Annotated in this window: 5 protein-coding genes; 4 read left to right on the forward strand and 1 reads right to left on the reverse strand. The window is 59.1% G+C overall.

Annotated elements, in window-relative coordinates:
• On the forward strand, positions 1 to 1037 hold a 1037-nt coding region (locus tag AC6RA8_RS20265; RefSeq protein WP_500355314.1), incomplete at its 5' end, for a TRAP transporter permease.
• A gap of 17 nt (positions 1038 to 1054) precedes the next feature.
• On the opposite strand, the gene acdA is transcribed toward AC6RA8_RS20265, so the two are convergent.
• On the reverse strand, positions 1055 to 2272 hold the full coding sequence (acdA, locus tag AC6RA8_RS20270; RefSeq protein WP_500355316.1) for a 3-sulfinopropanoyl-CoA desulfinase: 1218 nt from the start codon (positions 2270 to 2272) through the stop codon (positions 1055 to 1057).
• A 93-nt stretch (positions 2273 to 2365) separates the two neighbouring features.
• Here acdA and AC6RA8_RS20275 point away from each other — a divergent pair, with 93 nt between their 5' ends.
• From AC6RA8_RS20275 to AC6RA8_RS20285, 3 genes are all read left to right on the forward strand, one after another.
• Entirely contained in the window at positions 2366 to 3235 is an 870-nt protein-coding gene (locus AC6RA8_RS20275; protein ID WP_500355320.1) for a LysR family transcriptional regulator, read from the forward strand.
• A 242-nt stretch (positions 3236 to 3477) separates the two neighbouring features.
• Positions 3478 to 4935, forward strand: coding sequence for a MocR-like pyridoxine biosynthesis transcription factor PdxR (gene pdxR / locus AC6RA8_RS20280; RefSeq protein ID WP_500355323.1), 1458 nt, complete (start codon positions 3478 to 3480; stop codon positions 4933 to 4935).
• A gap of 116 nt (positions 4936 to 5051) precedes the next feature.
• On the forward strand, positions 5052 to 6181 hold a 1130-nt coding region (locus AC6RA8_RS20285; RefSeq protein ID WP_500355325.1), incomplete at its 3' end, for a sulfoacetaldehyde acetyltransferase.

Genomic DNA, 6181 nt, shown 5'->3' on the forward strand with positions numbered 1-6181 from the left:
TCATGGGCGCCGGCGCCTTCATCATGGCCGAGATCACCGGCATTCCGTACACGGAACTGGTCGTCGCGGCCCTGATCCCCGCCATCCTCTATTTCGCCTCGATCTACCTCATGGTCGACTTCGAGGCGAGCCGGACAGGTATGCGCGGCATGCGCGCCGACGAATTGCCGAAACTGAAAGAACTGATGCGGCAAGTGTACCTGTTCCTGCCCATCGTCATCCTGATCGGTGCCTTGTTCGCAGGATATTCGGTCATCCGCGCCGGCACGCTGGCCATAGCCAGTGCGGCGGTGGTCAGCTGGCTGACACCCTACCGAATGGGCCCGCGCCAGATTTACGAAGCGCTTGGTCTGGGTGGGCGCATGTGCATTCAGATCATCACCGTCTGTGCCTGTGCCGGTCTGATCGTTGGGGTTATCTCCCTGACCGGCGTAGGTGCGCGCTTTTCCAACCTGCTGTTCGATCTGGCCCAGCAAAGCACGCTGCTCGCTCTGATCTTTGCGATGATGATCGCCATCATCCTTGGTATGGGCATGCCGACGACGGCCGCCTACGCCGTTGCCGCCTCTGTCGTCGCCCCGGGGCTGATCGAGATCGGGATCAAACCGCTGGTCGCGCATTTCTTCGTGTTTTACTTCGCCGTGGTCTCTGCCATCACACCGCCCGTTGCACTGGCAGCCTATGCAGGTGCGGCCATTGCCGGATCCGAGCCGATGCGCACGTCCGTCACCAGCTTCAAGGTCGGCCTCGCCGCCTTTATTGTGCCCTTCATGTTCTTCTACAGCCCTGGCCTGCTGATGGAGGCGCCGTGGTACATCATCCTGCGCAACATGGTGACGGCACTGGTTGGGGTCTACATGCTGGCGGGATCCGTGCAGGGCTGGTTCATTGGACCAGCCGGACCAGTGATCCGCCTGATCCTCCTTGCTGGCGCGCTGTGCATGATCTCAGGGTCCTGGCAAACCGACCTCATCGGCATAGCCATCGGTGGCGCATTGCTATTCCGCGGATTGCAGATCAGCCGGAAAACGGCCTGAGTGCGCGAGGAGCGCACCTACTCCGCAACAAACCGCGGAACGCTCGGGGATTGAACATATCCACCGCGCGTCTGAGGGGTTTTGATACCGAGGACGTTCCCGGCGATCTGGGTGCGCAGAATTTGCGCCGTCCCCCCACCAATGGTGAACATGCGCACGTCACGGTACATCCGCTCCAGCGGCTCGCGCTCGCTGTAGCCGCGCGCGCCGAACATCTGAAGCGCATCACTGACAACTTTGATTGCCATCTCTGATGCAAAGAGCTTGGCCCGTGCTGCCGCTGTCATATCCGGAAAGAGACTGCCATCGGGTCCGCGCGACCGGGCCGCATCATGCAACATCAAACGCGCGGCATGGACCTGCGTGTCCATGTCCGCAAGCATCCACTGCAGTCCTTGGAATTCCGCCAACGGGCGGCCAAACTGTTCTCGCTCCAGCAGGTAACGTTGCGCATGGCCCAGCGCTCCGGCCGCGACCCCCATCGCAATCGTGCCAGCGCCCACACGTTGCGAGTTGTAGGCGTTCATCAGATCGGCAAACCCGCGTCGCAAGCCGGACGGCGGGACAAGAAGCCACTTCTCATCGACCTCAACATCCTCAAAACGGAGCTCTGCCTCCGGCATCCCGCACAATCCCATCGTACGCTCGCGCCCCACGACGTGAAAACCTTCGGGCACATCCCCTGCCGACTGATCAGCAAATACAATGAAGCCGCCGATACCAAGGTCGCTCCCTGACTCATCCAACACGCGCGCAAAAACCAGATGAAGCTTCGAAACACCGCCCCCGGTGATCCAATGCTTGGTCCCGTTCAGCACATATGACGAAACACGCTTACGCGCGGTTGTGCGCATTTCGGTGGCTGCACTGCCGGCCTCCGGCTCAGTGATGCAGATCGCGGGCTTGTCCCCGGCCAGCACATGCGGCGCGCAAAAGGCTTTCTGAGCCTCCGTGCCATATGCCATGACGGCACTGATCCCGCCCATGTTCGCCTCGACGACGATGCGGGCTGTCAGAGTACAGGCCTTGGCAATCTCTTCGACAACCATTGCCACACCAAGGAAATCCGCGCCGCACCCACCGAACTCCTGCGGGATTGACATGCCCATGATCCCTGCATCCGCAAGCTCTTTCACATTCTGCCAGCAGTAGCTACGGGTCGTGTCCCAATGGGCCGCACGCCTTTCAAAACCCGGTGCGAGTTCTCTTGCGACGTCAACAAGAGGATGTGTCATGAATGGGTCCCTCGGTTTTGGCACTAGGGTACGCTTGCCAAAATTCAGAGCAATCGAATAAGATTGAATACCATATTCAGGAAACCTGAACTTATGCAAACACGCGCGCTGAGAAGCCTGGTCAAAATTTCGACAGTCGGGTCATTCGCCAAGGCAGCGGACCACTTGAACATGACGCTCCCTGCGCTCTCCATGCAGATGAAAGCGTTGGAAAGCGAGTTGGTGGTCGAACTGTTCGACCGCTCCGTGCGCCCCCCGCGCCTGACACCGATTGGTCGGTCTGTCGTTCAAGAGGCCGCCGCGCTGCTACAGAAAGAAGACGGCCTCATTGAACTCTGCCGTCCGAGCGACTCCTTGGTTGGGCGGTTCAGGCTGGGCTTCATCACAACAGCCGCGGTGCGGTTGCTGCCGGGTTTCTTGGAAAATGCACGAAAGAACGCGCCGGGCGCGACATTCGAATTCGAGACAGGCCTCTCAAGAACCCTGCAGGACAAGGTTCTTGCCGGCCAGATCGACGCGGCCGTCGTGACGGATGCAGATGGCCTGCCCGACGCATTGTCGGCAACTGTCATTCGCGAAGAGCCGTTCGTCTTTGCTGCGCATTCGACATTGATGGCTGATGGTATGCGGGGGCTCTTTGGCAAACACCCGTTCTTCCATTTCATGCCAGATACCGGCATCGGAAAGCTCATCGCCAACGAAATGGCGCGGCATGATCGCCAGACGGCCGCCAATACGGTTGTTCTGGACAATCTCGAAGCCATCATGGAATGCGTCACCAACGGACTGGGCTTCACATTGCTTCCTGAACCGGATGTAGACCGCTATCGAACTGAAACGGTGCAAAAGATACCGTTGCCCAAGCCTCTGCGCCGGGTTCTCGTATTGGCAACCTTGCGACAAGGCACACTGGCCTCGCGAACAGATGCCTTGGCATCCTTGTTGGACAGCACGCAGGTGTAAGAGCACATGCCAGCTATGGAAGCGGAAAACAGAAACCTCAGCTGTTTTTCCAAGACCTTACCGTTTGTTGGAATGATAACATCCGCCAAGCGCACTGAGCACCTTGCAATCATACATCAGTAATGATACAAATCATCTCAATAATTGCAGTCTTTGCAGCTAAGCTTAGCTCGGCCACATTTCTTTTCGCTGCACTTTAATACCAGATTGATTTCTGACTAAGTCCAGAATACCCTGAAGGTATGGCACTCCCAGTCGAAACATTCTTCTTGCAACCCGGGCATCAGGGCACGTTGCAAAGCCAGGTGCAGCAGATGATCGCACACGGCATCCTGTCTGGGCGCTTCGGATCGGGTGAAAAACTGCCCTCTACCCGCAAACTGGCCGCACATCTGGGCATCAGTCGCATCACGGTGACGCTGGCCTACACGGAACTCGTCGCCTCGGATTACCTGACCGCACGGGGGCGTTCTGGGTACTACGTGTCAGCAAATGCACCCGTCCCGCCAAGCTATCAGCCACAACCGGCGTCGGGCGATGCGGTGGACTGGACACGCGCCATCGGACAGCGCTTCTCGGGCGGGCACACGCTCAGCAAACCGCAGGATTGGGCGCGTTTCAAATACCCCTTCATCTATGGCCAGACGGATCCACAACTCTTTGACCATGCAAACTGGCGTCAATGCGCGCTGCAGGCGCTGGGTCAGAGGGATTTTGCAGCCCTTACATCCGACTACTTTGATCAGGACGATCCGCAGCTTATTGAGTTCATCCAGCGCAACACGCTGCCTCGCCGCGGCATCTCGGCCAATGCAGACCAAATTCTTATCACGCTTGGCGCACAGAACGCGCTGTGGCTTGCCGCGCAGATCCTGCTCACGCAACGCCGAACCGCCGCATTCGAAGACCCTTGCTACCCCGCGCTGCGCGAGATCCTGAACCAATCCCGCTGCCATCTCGCGCCAGTGCGCGTGGACCGGGATGGGCTACCCCCGGATGGCATCCCCCCGGATACGGATGTGATCTTTTCCACGCCCAGCCACCAATGCCCAACGACATCCACAATGCCCGTCGCACGGCGGCAAGCATTGCTGGACCGCGCACGGGAACTGGATGCCCTGATTGTCGAGGACGACTACGAGTTTGAGATGTCTTTTCTCAACCCGCCCTCACCGGCCCTCAAATCCATGGATACGGACGGGCGCGTGATCTATGTTGGCAGCTTTTCCAAGTCGTTGTTCCCGGGGCTGCGCCTGGGCTATCTCGTTGGGTCAGAACCCTTTGTGCGCGAAGCACGGGCCCTGCGTACATCCGTTTTGCGCCACCCACCAGGCCACATTCAACGCACCGCAGCCTACTTCCTGTCGATGGGTCATTACGATGCACAAATCCGCAAGATGGGGGCGGCGTTGCACGTACGCCGGGATGCGATGCAGGCCGCTATCGAAACGCACGGACTGGACATCGCAGGTCAGGGCGCCTTTGGCGGCTCCTCCTACTGGATGCGCGCGCCGAACGGCGTGGACACACGCGAACTGGCGCAACGCCTTCAGGAGACCGGCGTACTGATCGAACCGGGTCACGCTTTCTTTTCCGGTGATGATCAACCCAAAGGCTTCTACCGCCTTGGATATTCCTCAATTCACGTCGATCGGATCAAGGATGGAATTGGACTGATCGCACAAACACTGCCAAACTAGCCTGGACTTATTCGGAGATCACAACTGGCCCTAACCCCGCATCCACCACAACAGTAACGTCTGTTGGAACATTTCCGGGGCGATTCGACGCCCCCGCCTCTATTGGAGACTGCCCCATGAAGATGACCACCGAAGAAGCATTCGTGAAGTGCCTGCAGCGCCACGGGATTGAGCACGCCTTTGGCATTATCGGCTCGGCCATGATGCCCATTTCCGACATCTTCCCTGATGCGGGCATCAAATTCTGGGACTGCGCCCACGAAGGGTCCGCCGGCATGATGTCCGACGGTTTCACACGCGCCACCGGCAAGATGTCGATGATGATTGCCCAAAACGGCCCCGGCATCACCAACTTCGTGACGGCTGTTAAAACCGCGTATTGGAACCACACGCCGCTGCTGCTGGTGACGCCACAGGCGGCAAACAAGACAATCGGTCAGGGTGGCTTCCAGGAAGTTGAACAGATGAAACTGTTCGAAGACATGGTCGCCTATCAGGAAGAAGTACGTGACCCATCCCGCGTGGCCGAGGTTCTGACCCGTGTCATCAGCCAAGCCAAGCGCCTGTCCGGTCCGGCCCAGCTGAACATCCCGCGTGACTTCTGGACCCAGGTCATCGACATCGAAATCCCTGACCCGATCGAATTCGAAGCGTCCCCCGGCGGCCAGAACTCGGTTGCCGAAGCAGCAGCAATCCTGTCCGAAGCCAAGAACCCTGTCATCCTGAACGGTGCCGGTGTTGTTCTGTCCAAAGGTGGCCTGGCCGCGTCGCAAGAACTGGCCGAGCGTCTGACTGCGCCTGTTTGCGTGGGCTACCAACACAACGACGCCTTCCCCGGCAACCACCCGCTGTTTGCTGGCCCGCTGGGTTACAACGGGTCCAAAGCTGGCATGCAGCTGATCTCGGAAGCGGACGTTGTTCTGTGCCTCGGCACGCGCCTCAACCCGTTCTCGACGCTGCCCGGTTACGGCATCGACTACTGGCCCACGGATGCGAAGATCATCCAGGTCGACATCAACCCTGACCGCATCGGCCTGACCAAGAAGGTCACCGTGGGTATCGTTGGCGACGCTGCCAAAGTGGCCAACGGCATTCTGTCGCAACTGGCGGACGATGCGGGCGACGCTGGTCGCGACGCACGCAAGGACAAGATCGCTCAGACAAAATCGGCATGGGCCCAAGAGCTGACGTCGATGAACGAAGAGCAGGACGATCCCGGCACCAACTGGAACGAGCGTGCCCGCGC

This window comes from Tateyamaria sp. (assembly GCF_059783535.1).